Raw genomic sequence first — 17,623 nt, 5'->3', positions numbered from 1 at the left:
AATTACATTCGCTGTCGGTGTGTTTATTTCTGCTTGTTATACAAAATGGGAGATATTCAATAATACTGAATGAATGTCAAATTACGGTACACTTACTGTTTCTGACAGCACAAACGACTATATTGCAGTTGTGAAAGTATTTGGTGAAAATAAAAACTTATTAAAGAAAATAAGATTGCTATCGGTGAATTGACTGACGGAGTACAGAAGATAAACACTGAATATGAATATTTAAAGAACGGATATTTAATTATATCCGTTTTTTTGAAAAAAACTCTTTAAAATTTCAAAGAAATGTGATAAAATTTTAACAATAGATACAAAAGGAGATTGTTAAATGAAAAATAAAGTAAAAATCATTACTGCATTGCTGATAACCGCGTTATGCACGACTTCGGCATATGCGGCGGAAAATCTTATAAAAAATGATAGCTTTGAAACTGAATTACTCGGAACAAACGGTTGGCGTTTTTCAGGTAGGGACGGTTGGGTTTATGAAAATGAAAACTCTGCCGATTGTACAACAGACGAAGTGCACAGCGGTGAAAAGGCACTTCATTTCAACAGTGCCGTTGTTGCACAGAGAGTTGAACTGAAAAGAAATGTGACATACACACTTGAATTTTATATAAAAGCCAAAGAGGATTGTACTGTAAATGTAGGTTTCTTTGACGGTTCACAGGATTGGCCGGGAAGTTATCCAGTAAAAACGAAAGAAATATCGGTAAATACTGATTGGACAAAGCATACAATCGAATTTGAATGTAACAATACTCAAGATTATTTGGCATATTTTAATTTGTGGGATAAAGCGGACGTTTATGTTGATGATGTTGTATTGAAAGAAGCCGATGGGTACATATCACGTCTTATGACAGGCATTGACGGTGACGGTGCAATAAGTTATTCAGCCGATTATAAAGGCGGTAAGCTGTTTGGCGTGGCACTGTATGACGAGAATAATAAACTTATCGGTTTTAAAAACAATTCAACATCGGGAACTTTTGAAAATGTGAGCGGTTACGGCAAATATACAGTGAAGTCATATTTGCTCGAAGACGATAATTTGCGTTCAAAGACACAAGAAATTGAATATAACAACGACAGCAGTAAAAATGAAGATACGTCAATCGGCAAAGCAAAAAGTCTGACATTATCAGAGCATAATGTGACAATGAATGTAGATGATGAAAATAAAATATTGGACGCCGTTATTATGCCGGAATTTGCGTATGACAATAAGGTATCATGGAAAAGTTCTGACGAATCAATAGTAAAAGTAAGCGAAAACGGTATTTTAACAGCTGTGTCAAACGGCAATGCTACAATTACCGTATCATCAGAGGACGGAATACTTACGGACGAATGTAAAGTCACAGTGACCGACAAAAAATCCGAGCGACTGTCATTGAATAAAACAAGTATAGAGTTAACCGAGATAGATTCGGTTTATCCGTTATCGGCAAATATTGAAAATTCCGAATTGGTTTGGAAATCTGACAACGAAAATATTGTAAGCGTGACAGACGGAGTTGTTACGGCGAAAGGCAAGGGCAAAACTACAATTACGGTTTCAACTTCTGACGGTAAGCAAACCGCAAAATGTGCGGTTAATGTCAATACATCTGACAACACTATCACAAACGATACATTTTTTAAAGACACTGACGGCAATTATATATATTCACAGGGCGGTTGTATTCAAAAGTTTGGTGACAAATATTATTGGTATGGTGTAAAATATAAAGAAGCGGATATATATGCTAAAAATCCCGAAAACGGCAAAGCGGGAAATGCCGCTTACGAAACATTTACTTGTTATTCGTCGGACGATTTGGTGAATTGGAAGTTTGAGGGTTATCCTCTTACCGGTGAACCGAACGGTTGGGTTGGCAGAATGGGTGTTGTTTATAATGAAAACACGAAAAAATATGTGTTAATTTCTCAATATGCACCGGGTATGGTTTATGCGGTAAGTGATAAGCCTGAAGGACCATTTAAGATTGACCATATTCAAAAAACGTTGCCAATTCAAAATGATGTTACAGGTGACCAAACTTTGTTCCAAGATGATGACGGCAAAGCATATATAATATGCTCAAGTGCAAACGGACGTGCTTATCAATATGTAATTCCGCTTAGAGAATCAGACTTTTTGGATATAGACGAAGAAAATATCAAAATGCTTTTCTATGATGAAGACGGCAGTTACATAGATGAAAACGGCGAAGTGGATAAGAAAGACAAAACAGGTATAGAGGGTAATTGTATGTTTAAATATAACGGCAATTACTATTATACAGGCTCTGATTTATACGGCTGGAATTCGTCAAGAGTGTATGTAATGCAGTCTGACAGCATTTTGGGCGATTACAATAAAGATACGGGACTTCCATATATAATGAATAACACACGAGATAGTTTTGCTCACAATTCGCAAGCAGGCTTCTATACAACGATTCACGGAAGTGAAAACGATTTGATTATTTATTGCGGTGACAGATGGGGCGATTTTGCAGGTAACGGAATCGGATATAATCAATGGGTACCGCTATCATTTGATAAAGAAGGTAAACCGTACTTTAACAATCTTCATCAATGGAAGTTGGACGCTGAAAAAGGTACTTGGGAAGTCGGAAAGGGCAATAACTATATTTCCAATCCAGAATTTGAGGCGGACAGAAAAATAACAGCAACACCAACAGGTTGGAAAGTGCATGACAATGTCGGCAATTATTCTGTATCCAATGCACGCGGAAAGGTTGACAGCGGTAATTTTGTAATACAGGAAACTGCACCGGAAGATTATATTTCAGATTTGTATCAAGAAATAACTGATTTACCTAACGGAACATATACAATGACTGCGTGGGTAAAAAGCAGTGGCGGACAAAATGTATGTAATGTATACGCACAAAGCGGTGACGAAAAGAAAACATATTCCGTTAAAACAAATATTGATGATTGGAAAGAAATTGTTGTTGCAACAGATATAAAAGTGACAGACGGAAAATGTACAGTAGGACTATATTCGGACGCTCACGCAAATGAATGGGTACAGATGGACAATGTGAGATTGGTTAAAAATATAGAATAGAAATGCAATTCGGAAATCAAGCTTAAAAACTAAGCTTGATTTCTTTTTTGAAAAAAATCAAGAAATATTGACAAAATCAGTTAGTTATGCTAAACTAATTAAAGTTAGAGGATACTAACCTTAATTGCGATTTAAAGCAAAGGAGAGATATATTATGAGTACAGCGATTATAGTAGCAGTATTGATAGTTATAGCAGTTATAGCTATTAGAAGCTATGCTAAAAAACTGACTTCGGGGTGTTGCGGCGGCGAAACCGAACACGTTAAGAAAATTAAGGTTGAGGATAAAGATGTGTCACATTATCCGTACTGTGTTCAGATAGGCATAGACGGAATGAATTGCAATCACTGCAAAGCGAGAGTCGAAAATACACTCAACAGTGAGGACGGTGTATGGGCAGAAGTTGATTTAAGTCAAAATTTAGCAACGGTACATATGAAAAATAATTTATCTGAATTATTTTTGAGAAAACTTGTTTCAAGTGCCGGATATATTATGACTACATACAACGTACAATAATATTTACGTTAATATAAATAGCAGAAGATTAAATTCTTCTGCTATTTTTGTGCAAGACTAACTTTCTAATTTTATACATATGTGCTATAATAGTAGTAGTTAAAATATTTGGAGGAATGTATATAATGAAAAAGAGTAAAGGCATATCAAATCAGATGGATATGCTGAATGGAAGTATTTTTGATAAAATTTTATTATTTGCACTTCCGTTGGCGATAAGCAGTATATTGCAGCAACTGTTTAATTCAGTTGATGTGGCGGTTGTCGGAAGGTTTGCGAGCAGTGAGGCTCTGGCGGCGGTTGGAAGTAACAGTTCGGTTATAAGCTTGCTGATAAATCTGTTTGTGGGAATTTCAGTCGGTGCGAATGTTGTCATAGCAAATTATATAGGGCAGGGAAAAACAGAAAAAATTCAAGATGCAGTTCATACTGTAATGATAATTTCGCTTATAAGCGGTGTATTTCTGCTTGTGTTAGGATTGATGATTGCAAGACCTATTCTTGAAATTATGGGAACACCCGAAAATGTAATAGATTTAGCGGTATTGTATTTGCACATTTACTTTTTGGGAATGCCGTTTTTGATGATATATAATTTTGGAGCAGCTGTTTTAAGAAGTAAAGGTGATACAAAAAGACCTCTGTATTGTCTGATTATATCTGGAGTAATAAATGCCTGTCTTAATTTGTTGTTTGTAATTGTATTCAAATTAAGCGTAGCGGGAGTGGCGATTGCAACAGTAATAGCTGACGGAGTGAGTGCGGTTCTTATAATATATTTTCTAATGAATGAAGAAGAAACAATCAGATTAAGGCTTAATAAATTAAAAATAAAGAAAAGCGAATTGATAAAAGTTATCAAAATAGGTGTACCGGCGGGATTGCAAGGAGTGGTGTTCTCTGTTTCAAATGTATGTATTCAAACTGCTATAAACAGTTTCGGCTCTGACGCAGTAGCCGGCTCTGCCACCGGATTGAATTTTGAATATTTTACATATTTTACAATTAGTGCATTTGTACAAGCGGCAGTAACATTTACAAGTCAAAATTACGGTGCAAGAAATTTTAAACGTTGTAAAAAGATATTCGTATACAGTATGATTTCAAGTGTGGTTATATGCGGATTGATGAGTGCTATATTTGTTGTGGGGCGTGACTTCTTCGCAGAAATTTATACTACTGATAAAGCCGTTCTTGAATATGCGTCAATAAGAATGGTCCACGTATTGTTGTTTGAATGTTTGGCAAGCTCGTATGAAATAGGCGGTGCGGCATTGAGGGGATTGGGATATTCAATGACTCCGGCGGTGCTTACTGTATTGGGGTCGTGTGTGTTTAGATTAATATGGATATACACCGTATTCAATAAGTTCAGAAGTTTTGAAATGCTGATGAATGTGTATCCTGTTTCGTGGATTATAACAGGTATTGCGGTGTTAATTGCATATGCAATAGTGAGGAAAAAGTTGTTTAAAGAAACATAATAAAAATTAAAAAAACAAATAGTATTTTTAAAATAGGGCAAAAAAATAACCGTTCGTATCGAACGGTTATTTTTGTAACATCAATTACTTATTTTTCTTTGCTGCTTTTCTTTCTTGAGCAGCAGCTGCTTTAGCTTTCATATCTGATTCTTTCCATGAAGCCCAGAATGTGCTGGCAATAAAGATTGATGTGTATGCACCTGCAAGGATACCTACGATTAGAGGAAGAGCAAATTCCTTGATTGCAGATACACCAAGAATGTAAATAAGAACGATTGTAATTAGTGTTGTTATTGTTGAGTTGATTGTACGACCCATTGTTTCAAAAACACTTCTGTTAACCATTTCTGAAATAGTTTCATTCTTCTTACGTGACTTTGTGTTTTCACGAATTCTGTCAAAGATAACGATTGTATTATTGATAGAATAACCTACAACAGTAAGCATTGCCGCAATGAAATTTGTATTAAGCGGAATGTTTGTTATAGCATAAATCGCAGCCATGATAAGTACGTTGATTGCAAGAGCTATAACAGCCATAATAGCACTTCTCCACTCGAAACGAATTGCAATGTAAATCAAGATACAGATTATAGCAAGCAATGTGTAAAGCAAAGCTTTTCTTTGAATTTCGTTACCGAAACTTGCTGATGCAGATGATACTGAAAGTAAATCATCATCTGAAAGATTATACTTGTCTTTTAGTGCATTGAAAATTTCAGTCTTAACAGTTTCGTCAACAGGAGGAGTTTTGATTACTGCAACCTGAGGATTGTCACCTGTTTGAACTTTTGCTGATACAGTATCAACAGTTTTTTCTTGGATTAAGTCAGCGACTTCTTTATTGTCGAAATCAGTGTGCATATTAACTTGCATTCTGATACCGCCCATAAATTCAACGTCGAAGTTAAATCCGCCGTGTACGATATATAGAACAATACCGGCAATAACAATTAGTGCGGGGATAAGCACGAATTTCCATCTGTTTTTAGTCAAATCTTTCATTATTCTTCCGCACCTCCTTTTTTTGCTTTTGCGTTATAGAATAGACTTCTGTTTTCGATACCGATACCTACAAGTTGCTTTAGAAGGAACTTTGTGATAACGATAGCAGTAAACATACTCAAAATAACGCCGATTCCAAGTGTAGTAGCAAAACCGGTAACTGCACCGATACCTGAGATGTAAAGAACTACACAAGAAATGATTGTTGTAATGTTAGAGTCAAGGATTGCTGAGAATGCCTTATCAAAACCTGCCGAAACAGATGCTCTGATAGTTTTACCAACTTTTAATTCTTCCTTCATTCTTTCAAATATGATACAGTCAGCATCGACCGCCATACCGATTGAAAGAACGATACCGGCAATACCTGAAAGACTTAGGTTAACATGGAATATACCCATTGCCAAACCGATAAGTCCGACATATATTAACAATGAAATATCTGCGATAAGACCAGGAATTCTGTACATAATAACCATAAAGATCATTATAAGAATGATACCGATTGCAGCAGCCAAAAGGCTTGTAGGAAGTGCATTTGCACCAAGTTCGGCACCTACTGTTTCCTGAGAAATAACTTTCATATCAAACGGAAGTTGACCTGACTTAATCTTGTTAGCAAGGTCTTGTGCGGTTTCAGGAGTGAAATCACCTGAAATTATACATGAGTCAGAATTGATTTCTTCTGAAACTCTCGGAGAAGAAATATCCTTTCCGTCCATTTGAATTGAAATGTAGTTTTTGCCTTCACTTGATCTTGCGGCAGCAGCCTTAGTTGCGTCGGCAAACTTTTGCTTTGCTTCAGCATTAAATTCAACCTGAACGTAAGATTGAGCCGAACCTGTCTGTGAAGTCTTACCGTATTGGTAAGAAGCGTTCTTGATGTCTGTAGCACCGTCAAGAATTACGTTGCCATCAGCATCGTTAAATGTAAGTTTTGCTGTATCGCCAAGTAGGCTTGCAGCTTGGTCTGTTTCAAATACTGAAGGTATTTCAACAGTAATTTTTCCGCCTTCGCCTTGAGATATACGTGCTTCTGTATATCCCGCATTAGTCATACGAGTTTGGAAAATTGATTCGACAACCTGCATTTGGTCGTCGGTCGGAGCGTCTGAATCAGCTTGGAAAGTTATAACTGAACCTCCGGCTAAGTCGATGCCCTTTTTGATACCTGTTTCGCCGAACATACCGCCATATGAAAAACCAGCTATGTTAAAACCTATAAAGGCTACATAGTTAAGCAAAATGGCACATACAACAACGAAACAAAGAGTGATAATGCTCTTCTTTTTCATTTGCGTATCCATTCCTTTCTTTGTTGGGTTCTATTTGCTCATTAAAACCCATTATAAAATAGCATAAAGTTATTATATCGCTATACAACCTTTTCGTCAATAAAAATTATATTACTATAATGTAACAAAAAGGTTACAATCAGATTAATCATAGGTATAAAATACTTGCGTATATTACATATTTGTTATAGAATGATTATAAGTAAAGAATTGTTTGGAATTAAATTGACAAAAATAGGAGAGAAAAATGGACAGAAAAGAAAAGATACTTTCATATATGTGTTCAAAAGAATATATTCCGCTTAAATTTGCCGAATTGATGACTGTACTTGACGTACCGGCGGAAGATGAGGAAGAACTTCGCGATATATTAACCGAACTTTGTATTGAGGGTAAAATATATATGACTAAAAAAGGCAGATATATGAGCATTGAGGGAGAAAACTCAACGGTAGTAGGAAAACTTGTCTGTAATGCAAAAGGATTTTTCGGTTTTGTAATATGTGACGACGAAAACGAAAGTGACATATTTATTTCCGGTGACGATATGGGTGACGCTATAAACGGCGACAGAGTTATCGTTCATATTGACGATAACGACAATGCAAAAGGTCACCGACAAGGTCATATAACCAAGGTGCTTGAACACGGAAACAAGGTTATTGTCGGTGTTATATATAAGGAAAAAGATCGATATTTTTATGTGCGTCCCGATAACAGAAAAATATATTCAAAAATTATTATAGCTCAATCGGACGCAATGACGGCTCAAATGAGTGACAGAGTTGCCGTACAGGTTACAAGATACAGTGACAAGAAAAAGATTTTCGGTGAAGTTATAAGTGTTCTCGGACAACAGGATTCGCTTAAAAGCTGCATTGAGGGTATTATATTAGGAAATGATATTAAGCAGGAATTTGATAAAGAAACATTAAATGAGGCTGATAAAATCCCTCAAACGGTGACGGAAAGCCAATTTGCAGGCAGAGAAGATTTAAGAGATATGATTATTTTCACCATTGACGGTGATGATGCCAGAGATTTTGATGACGCCGTATCTCTTACATTAAAGGACAACGGGAACTATTATCTCGGTGTGCATATAGCCGATGTTTCGGAATATGTAAAAGAGGGTACAGCACTTGAAAATGAGGCATACAAGCGTGGTACAAGCGTGTATTTGGCAGACAGAGTTATTCCTATGCTGCCGACAAGTCTTTCAAACGGCATTTGCAGTCTTAATCCGCAAGTGGACAGATTGACTTTGTCTGTATTTATGGAAATTACGGGTGACGGAAATGTTGTGAGCCACAAGCTTTGTAAATCGGTTATTTGCTCAAAAGAGCGAATGACATATAATAATGTAAATAAAATGCTTGAAGACGGTGACGAAGAACTTTGCGAGAGATACAAGCATATTTTGCCGACATTGAAACTAATGGAGGACTTGGCACAAATATTAAAGAATAAACGTAATTTAAGAGGTGCGATACAGTTCGATTTTCCTGAAAGTCATATAGTTGTGAATGAAAACGGAGAGCCGATTGAAATAGAAAAAGAAGTACGCGGTACTTCAAACAAAATGATAGAAGAATTTATGCTTTCGGCAAATGAAACAATAGCCGAATATGCTTTTTGGTCTGAAATACCGTTTGTATACAGAAACCATGAGGCGCCGACACTTGAAAAGATAATGACTTTTAATGAATTTATACTTCATTTCGGATTGTCGTTTAAAGGTAAGATTGACAGAGATACACCTATTCATCCAAAGGCTCTGCAACAAATACTCGATACAGTAAAAGATACACCGCAGGAGCGTATTGTTGCGTCAACAATGCTGCATTCGCTTATGAAAGCAAAGTACAGTGAAGAAAATCTCGGTCATTTCGGACTTGCGGCAAAATATTACTGTCATTTCACTTCGCCGATAAGACGTTATCCCGATTTGGCAATACACAGAATATTAAAAGATTTTCTTGACGGCAAGGTTACGGGGAACAGAATTTCATATCTTGCAGGTTACGTTTCGGCGGCAAGCAAACATTCAAGCGATTGCGAAGTAAATGCAGAAACGGCCGAACGTGACGTTGACGATTTGATGAAAACGGCTTATATGTCATCATTTATCGGACAAACCTTTGAGGGTGTGGTTGCAAATGTGACTAATTTCGGTATGTTTGTAGAACTTGAAAATTCGGTTGAAGGTTTAATAAGAGTTGAAAATATGACCGATGATTATTATGAGTATGACGAAAAGGTAAATACGCTTACCGGCAGAAGAAAACAGAAGTCATATACTACCGGTGACGTTGTAAGTATAGTAGTTGCAAGAACCGATATTCTTTCAAGACAGATTGACTTTGTTTTAGCTAAAGACGCGGACCGTAAGTTACTTAAAAAGTTCGCAAAAACGATAGAAATTCCCAAATCGGAAAAACACGGTAAGAAGTCAAAAAGGAAAAAGAGTTTTAAGAAATACAATAAGAAGAAAAAGTAGGTTTACAAATGGAGAAATTTGAAATTATAATAACAACACTATTCGGACTTGAATCGCTTGTCGCAAGAGAAGTACGTCGTCTTGGCTATGAAACAACTTCAGTTGAGGATGGCAGAGTTACGTTTATGGGCGATAATGAGGCTGTTTGCAGAGCAAATATGTGGATAAGAACAGGTGAGAGAGTGCTTATAAAAACTGCCGAATTTACTGCGGTCACGTTTGACGAACTGTTTGAAAAGACAAAAGCGGTAGATTGGAGTAAATGGATTGGCAAAAATGACGCTTTCCCTGTGAAAGGATATTCCTTAAAGTCAACTCTTGCAAGCGTAAGGGATTGTCAGGCAATTATAAAGAAAGCAACTGCTGAAAGTCTTTCAAATAAATACGGCATAGAATGGTTGCCGGAGGACGGTACAAATTATCAAATACAGTTTTCAATTTTTAAAGATAAAGTTACACTTATGATAGATACGTCCGGCGAGGGACTTCACAAACGCGGTTACAGACAACATTCAAATGTTGCACCGCTAAAAGAAACACTTGCCGCCGCAATGGTTGAACTGAGCCATTGGAAATTTGAATATCCGCTATGTGATCCGTTTTGCGGCAGCGGTACAATTCCTATTGAAGCCGCAATGATAAAAAGAAACATTGCTCCGGGAATAAACCGAGAATTTACGGCACAAAATTTTGCGTGGATAGATGATGAGTTGTGGGATAAGTCCGTTGAAGAAGCAAAAAGCCTGGAAAGAAATGTGCCGCTTGAAATTTATGCGTATGATATAGAAAACGAATATGTTGAATTGACAAATGAAAATGCCCGAATTGCAGGTGTGGGTGACTTTGTTAAAGCGGAAAAGGGTGACGCACGAAAAATTCACTTCGATATGCCGTACGGTACAATTATTTGTAATCCGCCTTACGGTGAAAGAATAGGCGAAATTAAAGAATGTGAAAAGTTGTATAAGGAAATAGGCAAAAGCTTTAATGCACTTGATAAGTGGTCGTATTATATTATCGCGTCAAACGAAAACTTTGAATCGTTGTTCGGCAAAAAAGCAAATAAAAAACGTAAATTGTACAATGGTATGATTAAGTGCAATCTATATCAATTCTTCGGAGAGCGTCCGCCTAAAACCAACAAGTAAATTTATACCGATTGAAATTTTCAATCGGTATTTTTTATAATGTCACTATTTGCAAACTTTTCTCTATAATTTGCAATTCAAAACTTCTTTATAAAATTGTATAATTTAATTAATAAAAAAGTAATTGTGCGAAAGGAGTATAACTATGAAGTGCAAAAAAGTTATAAGTCTAATTACAACATTGGCAATGTGTATATCAATGTTTTCTGCTTTTTCTGTAACGTCATTTGCAGAAAATGATAATACATATTCGTGTGATTTTACATCACTCGTCAAAAATAATGCAGACACAACATACGGAACTGCTGATGATATATACGATATTGACGATTATACAAAAGCGGTTTTGACGTATGCGGGAACATATGTATCGGCAGACGGAAAGATTTACTTAAAGAGCAGTAAGGTTACAAATGCCAGCTCGTCATACAGTAATGGAAGTTATGTATCATTTACTGCACCGTCAGACGGAAAAGCAACGTTTGAGGGAAAGGATATAGGTGTATATATAGATAACACATATAAGGGTTATTCAAATGGTAATTATGATATGAAAGCAGGAGAAACAATGTATTTGGGTTACAGAAAAGGAACTTCATATCTACAAAATATTACATTCACACCAACTGAAACTCCAAAAGAAACTGTAGCACCGACAGAAAATCCGATACAAACATCAAATCCACAGTCAACACCTAAAGCAGATGTTGAGAGAGAAGTCTTATATGAGGAGAATTTTGAAAACTGTACGGTCGGAGATAAAGCGTCGGGTAACAGTACAAGCGTTGACGGTTGGAAATCACCTGCCGGAACAGCAGAATTAAAAAGTGACAGCAATCAAACAATAAACAAATATCTTGCAGTTACTTCAGGTAAAAGCGGTACTGCACGTTCAACATACAAAGGTATAACTGAAATTAAGGATGATTTTGTACTTGAGGCAGATATAAAGACAACAAGTTATAAAACGAATGTTTCTAATTTTGAAGTTCTTGAAAAAACAGGTTCACTATATATGAATCACGGTTGTTACAGTAATGCAAAGTACACATTTAAAATGAACAGACCGGCGGACTTAAATAAATTTGTTATAAATAACGGTGTATCGGACAGCGGACTTTCGCTTGACAGATATGCTCAGCCGACTGTTTTGACAAAAGAAATATCTGATGATTGGATTCATGTAAAAGTGATAGGTGATTTTACAAATAAAACGGCTACGGCATACATAACGTCACTTGACGGAAATACGGTATATTATCACGGAAGAACAAATATGTCGGAGGATATAACATCATTTAGCTGTCTTGCACTTTTGGCACCGTCAAGCGGAATTGATACTTGCATTGACAATATCAAAATTTCAAAAGCACTTGATTCGGATTTAAGCGAAGTATTCCATACAGTAAAAATAAATAACAGCATTGATGAATTTTCACAGTATGTCTGTGACGGTGAAAGTGTTGTAAACATACCGGATATGTCGGCATACGGCAAGTATTTTGAGGGGTGGAGTGTTGACGGTCAACTATTAAGCTCTGACGATTTAAACAAATATCAAATTACAAAAGATACAACAATCACAGCACAAATATCACAAGATTATATTGAAAATATTGCAACGGTAGAATTCAATTCATTCCCGACAGACAATATGCTTGTTATGGGACCTGATTCCGATACATATGCTGACAATGAAATTTCATTGAAGATCGTCGGTGAAAGAGGAACAAGCATAGTAACAAACCCTGATTCAAGGGTAAAAGATTATAAAATTGATTGGCAGTTTGACGGTTTCAGAACACTTGGCGGCAAGCCGACAGGTGAAAGCGGAACATTCCCGGGAACACAGGTGTATTGTGACAGTTACGGAAGTGTAACGGTAAACAGTGCAAATCAAAGTTCAGTCAATTTTAAACTAAAGAATACATCTGCTAACTATTATGGCATGGTAACTGCCACAGTTACATATAACGGCAAGACAATCAAGGTATCACACCCGTTGGTACTGTTAGCTGATACAGAGGCTAATTCTGATATATACTTGCCAAAAGCCGGTTATACCGTAGATTACAACAATTACGAAAACGGTTTAGTCGGATATACAACATCGCAAAACGATATTTTAACAGGCGGTTGGTCAACAGACGGCTCTGATAAGAGTAATGTTGTTTTGAAATCAGATAACGGCGGTAAATATTTGAGTCTGTCTCGTGAACTTACAGGAAACTCATCATATATTAACAATAATGTAGGGCAGATTACATCACAAACTAATTTTGAACAAGATGTGCGTTTCGGTATAGACGGAACTGTCGGTTATATAGGCGGAAACGTGACAGAAAGCACATCAGTTGGCTTTGAATTGTCTTTTACAGATTCAAAATTCAGCTTGAACGGTACAGAAATCGGAACAGGTGAAAAGAATAAGTGGTATCACATAGTTGTAACAGCCGATCCGACAGTAAAGAAATGTATAGCAAAGATATATAACTTGGATTCAAACGGCGAGTATAACGGCAAAACTCCGTTAATGCAATCTGAATTGACAAACTTCAACGCAAATTACACAACAGGCAAGTACTATAGAATTACATTATCAAAAGATAAATCGAGTTCTATAGATATAAATAATGTTAAAATTCAATCGGCACAGGTTGACACAGATTCATTTAAAATAAACGGGCAGGATACGGTTAATATTCCTGCAAGCGACAGTGTAAAAGTGCCTATGACAGTATCTGCAAATATGACAGACGGTAATATTGCATTCGGTACAGCTGAATGGAAGATTGACGATGAATTTGCAGAGGGTGTTTCTGTTGAAACGGATAGCGCTGATTCACATTCGGCAGATCTTGTCGTAAGCTCAACGGCATCTGCCGGCGACGTATCTGTTAAAGCGACATTAGGCGGAAAGTCTGTAACAAAGACAGTAAAACTAATCGGTAAAAATGACAGTATTGCGTTTGTAAAATCACCTGTCGGTGCACAAATACCGAGCAGTAACAAATATGAGGCAGTTGTTAAAAATGGAAATGCGGAAGTATTGACAGACAAGACTGTAACATACAAACTATACAATTCTGATAACACAACAGAATATACAGGCAGTGATATAAAAATTGCAAGTGACGGTACATTAACGGTATCATCATCTGCAAAGCCGACAGATATCTATGTTAGAGCAATCTCAACCGATTCAAATGGTAAAACGCTTGAAAAATCGGTTAAGGTAAACGTATATAATCTAAAATTCAATTTCACAACAAGTGCAAAAGACGGTTATACATCAGTTACTTCTTCAACCGAATATAAGGAAAGTCGTGGCTTTGGTATAGACGGAACTTGTGCAGACGGTGAAAGCTATATGAGCGGTCAGAATTTTGGTTTTAAACTTAACTTGACAGCAGGTGAAGTATATGAAATTACGGCAGTTTATGAGGGCACAATTAAGTGTGAAAGAGTAAATTCGTCACTTACAGGCTTTGAAAGAACTAAAAAGACATTAGAAAGTGATACATATAAAACGGCGGTATTCGGTGACGGTGTGCTCGATATTACATTCTCGGGTGACGGTAAACTATCATCATTAACAGTTGAAAAAGTAGAACGCACAGCAAACAGTAAGCCTGCATGGTGGACAATAGGCGATTCTACGGTACAGCAAAACGGAAGTTGGGCTTATACGCTTAATAATACATTGTCTGATTATCCGAAACTATCAAATGTTATAAGTGCATTTTATAACAGCGGTCAAGCAGGACGTCAGCACCGTTCATATTATACAGAAGGTTTACTTAACAATGTCCTATGCGGTATTAAACCGGGTGACGTTGTTTCAATAAGCGGTATGGGAACAAATGATACATCTTCGACAAAAGATGAATTTAAAGAGTATAATAACATTTATATAGACGCTATCAAAGCAATGGGCGCAAAGGTAATATTGGGCAGTTACACACCGACAGGTAATTACGGCTCAACTCAAGACAAGGTTTATGACGCAGATAATGTATTGTTCAAAGGTATGAGAACAAACAGTTATGATACCGCAATCAGAGAAGTATATAACGAAAGAGCGAACGATACAAATATTATAGGCTTTGTCGATATTGGAAAAATTGCAGATAACGTTATGACAAATGATGTACGAACAGTATATAATACTGCAATTCAAAGCGGAAAAAACGAAATTGAGGCAAGAGCAAAAGCACAGGAAAGAGCCACGGCACTTATGAGTATGTGGAAAGATTATAATCATTATTATACAGATTTCTCAAACTATATCTTACCTCAAATAACTACTCGTGTGGCACAACTTGTGACAGGTGAAAAACAAGACGATATACCTCAAGTTATAAATCTTGAAAAGCCTGAAACGGAAAGGTTAAAAATTACAGGTACATCAATAAAGAACGGTTCAATTTTAGTTGATATTGATAAAGGTTTTGAGGGCGTTGCAATCTGTGCGCTATACGATAAAGACGGACTTTTAAAGCAGGTTGTCACTGAAACAGACAATACAGCCGAAAAAACTTTGACACTTAAAATGCCTGCAACCAAAGACGGATATGCAGTAAAAGTGATGAATTGGGACAGTTTGGATAAGATGAACCCAATCGGAAAAACGCATTCGATAAAAGTAAGCGATATAGAAGATTTATCAGACGGAGATGATTCATCAGAAGAAATAACATCATCAGACGAATATATAGACGTATCAGAGCTTACTTCGTATGATAGCAATACATACAGAGTTTATAACGGTGACGGAACATACGAAAGCGTCAAGGCAGAAAGCGGAAAAGTTCATAATACGTCAAAATCAGAAGTGACGGTAGTGCCGGAGTATAAATTTGAATTTACCAATACTTCTTCATCAAAAGATGAATATATAAACGGATATGTAAAAGTCAATGCAAATTCTTATACAGAAGAAAAAGGTTACGGACTTGGAAACGGTGATTATCATATTAACGAAAACGGTTGCTTGCCGACAGGTGACAATACTATAAAAATAGATGTACCTGACGGTTTTTATGACATTACTGTATACAGAAAAGGCGGAGCGAGAGCAGATGTTTATAATAACGGTGTTCAGATTATAAATAATACTACATCATCGGGTTCACAAAACCGTCCGTCAGGATACGGTGTAATGTATGCACCGAGAATGGAAGTTACAGGCGGTCAGATAAATCTTACAATCGGTAATACTTCGGGCGGAAACGAGAGAATTGCATCGGTTGAAGTTGTCAGAGTACCCAAAAAGTATAAAAAGCAAGTTGTTTGGATAGCGGGTGACAGTGAATCTGCAAATTACTATCCACAAAATGCAGACGGTGACGACTTGGATAACAATAAAGTTATGATGACAGGCTTCGGTATGCAGCTTGAAAAGTTCTTATCACCGACAAAATATGCGGTTGCAAACTTCGGTCAGCCGAGTGCTACTGTTAAGACTTGGTATAACGAATGTTTTGAATCGGTTAAAAAGTTAATTCAAAAAGATGATGTTTTGATTATTGACTTCGGTATTAATGATTCGGTAAGTTCATCAAATAAGATTACTATTGATGAAATGAAACAGTATATGAGTGAAATGGCGGCTATGGCGAAAGAAAAAGGCGCAGTACCTGTTCTTGTAAGCCCTGTTTACAACAGTAAATATCAGCACAAAACATATTTCACATACAGCACTTCAACAAAGATTAATGCTATAACTGAATTTGCCGAGAGTATTGGTGTGGAGTACATAGACCTTAATAAATACACTCAATTATATGTAAATCAAGCCAAAACAGATACAAACGATACAAATTGGGCGGTTAATAATTATCAGGTAGGCGATAACCTACACTTGACACAACATTCCGCTTTGCTTGCGTCATCATTTATTGCGGCAGAATTAAAGAGTATGGGATATGAAACAACCGATTATTCATATATATATAAAGATTTATCGAGTCTTTCTGCTGACAGTGACAGTAAGGTTATCAGAGGTGAAGAAAATGGAGTGACAAGAGTTTATTCCGTTGCAGAGGCTGAAAAGTTTATAAAAGCCAATACAGAATCTTTACCGATAATCGAAAAGAAGTGGGACTTCACAGAAAATACAACGGCGACAGAGGGTGAAAATGAACCGGTTGTGTCAGGCTCTGCGACTTGGAACGAAACGAATCAGAATATTAAATTTAACGCAAATGTAACTGCACCGGGTATTTTGTCATTGAAATTAAACCCTGCAATCGGTAATAAGGCGAATGTTAATTTTGATTTGTACGTCGGTGCATTGGGCGGACAGACGTTTACATACACGATTAATGACAGTGAGGGTACAAATCTTGTTAATTGCTCATTTAACGTATATAACGGTACAGGAAGTATGGTTATTGGCAGTGAAGAAATTGCTGTTGACAGTGATGTTGCATCAGCGGTATCAAAGGTAAGCGGTGACGGTATGTCATCGTCAGTAACGCAAGTGTCAAACGAGATTAATTTTGCAAGTAATACAGTTACTGTAAACATAGGCTCAAAATCATTTACCGGCAAGCTCACAGGAGCAGAAACA

8 protein-coding genes are annotated in these 17,623 nt (G+C 36.7%); 6 read left to right on the top strand and 2 right to left on the bottom strand.

What is annotated here, in order from left to right; genetic code table 11:
• Positions 1-337 precede the first annotated feature (337 nt).
• The 3 genes from ACLTU0_RS05950 to ACLTU0_RS05940 all read left to right on the top strand — a co-directional run bounded on the left by ACLTU0_RS05950 (position 338) and on the right by ACLTU0_RS05940 (position 5,101).
• Entirely contained in the window at positions 338-3,097 is a 2,760-nt protein-coding gene (locus ACLTU0_RS05950; RefSeq protein ID WP_412321654.1) for an Ig-like domain-containing protein, read from the top strand.
• A 154-nt stretch (positions 3,098-3,251) separates the two neighbouring features.
• Positions 3,252-3,617: a heavy-metal-associated domain-containing protein gene (locus tag ACLTU0_RS05945; protein WP_412321653.1), complete on the top strand. Its 366-nt coding sequence runs from the start codon at positions 3,252-3,254 to the stop codon at positions 3,615-3,617.
• A 125-nt stretch (positions 3,618-3,742) separates the two neighbouring features.
• Positions 3,743-5,101 (top strand): MATE family efflux transporter, encoded by a 1,359-nt coding sequence (locus tag ACLTU0_RS05940; RefSeq protein ID WP_412321652.1) that lies wholly within the window; start codon positions 3,743-3,745, stop codon positions 5,099-5,101.
• A gap of 84 nt (positions 5,102-5,185) precedes the next feature.
• On the opposite strand, the gene secF is transcribed toward ACLTU0_RS05940, so the two are convergent.
• Together secF and secD are read right to left on the bottom strand one after the other, a co-directional pair.
• The gene (gene secF, locus ACLTU0_RS05935) at positions 5,186-6,106 is read right to left on the bottom strand and encodes a protein translocase subunit SecF (RefSeq protein ID WP_022229078.1); all 921 of its coding nucleotides are present in this window, start codon (positions 6,104-6,106) and stop codon (positions 5,186-5,188) included.
• Entirely contained in the window at positions 6,106-7,401 is a 1,296-nt protein-coding gene (secD, locus tag ACLTU0_RS05930; RefSeq protein ID WP_022229077.1) for a protein translocase subunit SecD, read from the bottom strand. The genes secF and secD overlap by 1 nt, the downstream gene beginning before the upstream one ends.
• A 247-nt stretch (positions 7,402-7,648) precedes the next feature.
• Between secD and rnr the strand changes: the two genes are divergently transcribed.
• The 3 genes from rnr to ACLTU0_RS05915 form a co-directional block, all read left to right on the top strand.
• Positions 7,649-9,901 (top strand): ribonuclease R, encoded by a 2,253-nt coding sequence (rnr, locus tag ACLTU0_RS05925; RefSeq protein WP_412321651.1) that lies wholly within the window; start codon positions 7,649-7,651, stop codon positions 9,899-9,901.
• An 8-nt stretch (positions 9,902-9,909) separates the two neighbouring features.
• Positions 9,910-11,049 carry a THUMP domain-containing class I SAM-dependent RNA methyltransferase gene (locus tag ACLTU0_RS05920; protein WP_412321650.1) on the top strand — a complete coding sequence of 380 codons (1,140 nt, stop codon included), beginning with the start codon at positions 9,910-9,912 and terminating at the stop codon, positions 11,047-11,049.
• 145 nt (positions 11,050-11,194) lie between these two features.
• On the top strand, positions 11,195-17,623 hold a 6,429-nt coding region (locus ACLTU0_RS05915), incomplete at its 3' end, for a hypothetical protein (RefSeq protein ID WP_412321649.1).

Source organism: Hominilimicola sp., assembly GCF_046972485.1.
Taxonomy (GTDB): Bacteria; Bacillota; Clostridia; order UBA1381; family UBA1381; genus Hominilimicola; species Hominilimicola fabiformis.
The sequence above is the reverse complement of the archived record's forward strand: the minus strand, read 5'-3'. Positions and strand labels throughout refer to the sequence as shown.

Excerpts from the sequence above, each read along its gene's own strand:
- rnr (WP_412321651.1), top strand. The coding sequence starts at position 7,649 with ATGGACAGAAAAGAAAAGATACTTTCATATATGTGTTCAAAAGAATAT.
- ACLTU0_RS05945 (WP_412321653.1), top strand. The coding sequence starts at position 3,252 with ATGAGTACAGCGATTATAGTAGCAGTATTGATAGTTATAGCAGTTATA.
- ACLTU0_RS05920 (WP_412321650.1), top strand. The coding sequence starts at position 9,910 with ATGGAGAAATTTGAAATTATAATAACAACACTATTCGGACTTGAATCG.
- secF (WP_022229078.1), bottom strand. The coding sequence starts at position 6,106 with ATGAAAGATTTGACTAAAAACAGATGGAAATTCGTGCTTATCCCCGCA.
- secD (WP_022229077.1), bottom strand. The coding sequence starts at position 7,401 with ATGAAAAAGAAGAGCATTATCACTCTTTGTTTCGTTGTTGTATGTGCC.
- ACLTU0_RS05950 (WP_412321654.1), top strand. The coding sequence starts at position 338 with ATGAAAAATAAAGTAAAAATCATTACTGCATTGCTGATAACCGCGTTA.
- ACLTU0_RS05940 (WP_412321652.1), top strand. The coding sequence starts at position 3,743 with ATGAAAAAGAGTAAAGGCATATCAAATCAGATGGATATGCTGAATGGA.